Source organism: Vibrio genomosp. F10 str. 9ZD137 (assembly GCF_049974785.1).
Lineage (GTDB): Bacteria > Pseudomonadota > Gammaproteobacteria > Enterobacterales > Vibrionaceae > Vibrio.
Genome location: NZ_JBNGCJ010000792.1, coordinates 1 through 2,115, shown reverse-complemented (window position 1 = coordinate 2,115; position 2,115 = coordinate 1). Strand labels below are relative to the sequence as shown.

The 2,115-nt window shown below is 46.0% G+C and carries 2 protein-coding genes; one reads left to right on the top strand and one right to left on the bottom strand.

The annotated features are described in order from the left end of the window. Positions 1-526, top strand: a 526-nt coding sequence (locus ACP45E_RS18380) for an NnrS family protein (protein ID WP_198927760.1), incomplete at its 5' end; no start/stop codon positions are given. Between the two features lie 120 nt (positions 527-646). Here ACP45E_RS18380 and glpD read toward each other — a convergent pair. Continuing rightward, positions 647-2,115: glycerol-3-phosphate dehydrogenase (glpD, locus tag ACP45E_RS18375; protein WP_069585397.1), on the bottom strand; the 1,469-nt coding region annotated here is incomplete at its 5' end.

Below are 2,115 nucleotides of genomic sequence, written 5' to 3'. Positions count from 1 at the left end.
TGTGCCTTTGGCGGGGTTGTTTATTCTCAGTTTTTTCCCATTAACGTTTGCTCAACTAGGCCAACCGTTAATGATGATTGCAGGGGGAGCCCAGTTAGTGCGCGTTATGCGTTGGAAGCCTTGGTTAACCTTAAGTGAGCCTTTAGTCTGGTCGTTGCATGTCGCGTACTTGTGTCTGCCTGTCAGTCTGATATTACGCAGCCTGATGCAAAACCCGTTTGTTAGCCACAGCCTCATACACTTGTTTGCCATTGGCGCTTTGGCTGGCGTTATTTTGGCCATGATTGCGCGAGTCACTATGGGTCATACCGGACGTGACATTTACGAAGGACCCAATATGACGGTCGCGTTTGTTGCAGTAGTGATGGCGGCGTTAATTCGAAGCGTGGGCGTGTCATTCTTCCCTGAACAGTTCATGATGATGGTCAATATTAGCGGTGGGTTATGGATCTTGGCATTCTCGATGTACATCGTCCGATTTGGTCATATGTTGCTGAAACCGAGAATTGATGGTCATCCAGGGTAACGACATGACTTTTATTTGTTGAAATAAAGATTTTGTGAAATAAAGGCTTAACAGGTTAGAGATGTTAAGCCTTTATCGTTTGTGCGCTGACTTATCTATTCGATCAGTACTTTTTAGACGCTAACTGACTTCTGATAACTGAACGACTTGTTGATGAACCGTCGCATCAACATAATGCTGAACCGCCTGTTGTTCTTCTTTATCTAGGTATAATCCCAGTTTAGTACGGCGCCATAGAATGTCGTCTGAGGTGCGAGCCAATTCATGTTCAATCACGTAATCCACTTCTCGTTGGTAGACCCCGTGTGCTTCTTTAGAGAATTGAGTGCCCATATCGGCTTGGCTTGTCGTGCCTTCTAGAAGCTTGCGAGTGTCGGTACCAAATTGGGTAACATAGCGAAGGACTAACGCTTCAGGTAACCATGAATACTGGGCATGAATGGTGTGAGCGAGTTGCTCTCTGGTACAGCTAAAGTTTCCCCCAGGTAGGCAGTGGTCTGCTGTCCATTCTTCGCCCATGCTGCTCAAGAAAGGCTTAAGTTTATTCATGGCTGCTTCACCCAACTTACGATAAGTAGTGAGTTTTCCGCCAAAAATAGAAAGCAGGGGTGTTTGATTTTTTTCGGATTCAAGCTCTAACGTATAGTCGCGGGTAATAGCTTGTGGAGAGTCGGACTCATCGTCACAAAGCGGTCGAACTCCACTGTAGGCCCAAACAACATCCTCAGAACTGACTTGAGTGACAAAGTGCTGATTCACCACATCAATGAGATAATCGACTTCATCGTCGGATATGACCACCTTGCGTGGATCGCCTTGATATTCCACATCCGTTGTTCCAATGATGGAAAACTTATCTAAGTAAGGGATCATGAAAACAATTCGGCTGTCTTTATTTTGTAGAATATAGGCTTTCGGTTCATCGTGAATTCTTGGGATGACAATATGAGATCCTTTGATCAGTCGAATATTACGAGGGGAGGTTTGCTCTAATCCATCATCAAAAAACTGCTTAACCCAAGGCCCGGCGGCATTGACCAGCGCCTTTGCCTTTCGCTCAAAACGCTGATCGGTTGTCACATCATGGATTGTCACGTGCCATAGACCCTCTTTTCTGTGCGCTTTTTCAACTCGACAGTAATTACGTACATCGGCACCGTTTTCTTTTGCGGCTAAGACATTCAGCAAAACCAAACGAGCATCGTCCACCCAACAGTCTGAGTATTCAAATCCTTTTTTTATCTCTGGTTTTAACAACCCAGATTTTGCTAAGTCGACAGATTGACTGGCGGGTAGTGTCGTGCGTTTGCCTAAGTGATCGTAAAGGAATAGCCCACAGCGAATCATCCACGCTGGGCGTAAAAAGGGACGGTGAGGCAAACGAAAACGCATGGGAAGGGCGATATGTGGCGCTTTCTTCAGAATCACTTCTCGCTCTGCTAGCGCTTCTGAGACTAAGCGAAATTCATAATGTTCAAGATAACGCAGACCACCATGAATCAGTTTCGAACTGGCTGAAGAGGTCGCTGATGCAAAATCGTTGGCTTCATAGAGGCCCACAGATAAACCTCGACCTGCTGCATCGGCGG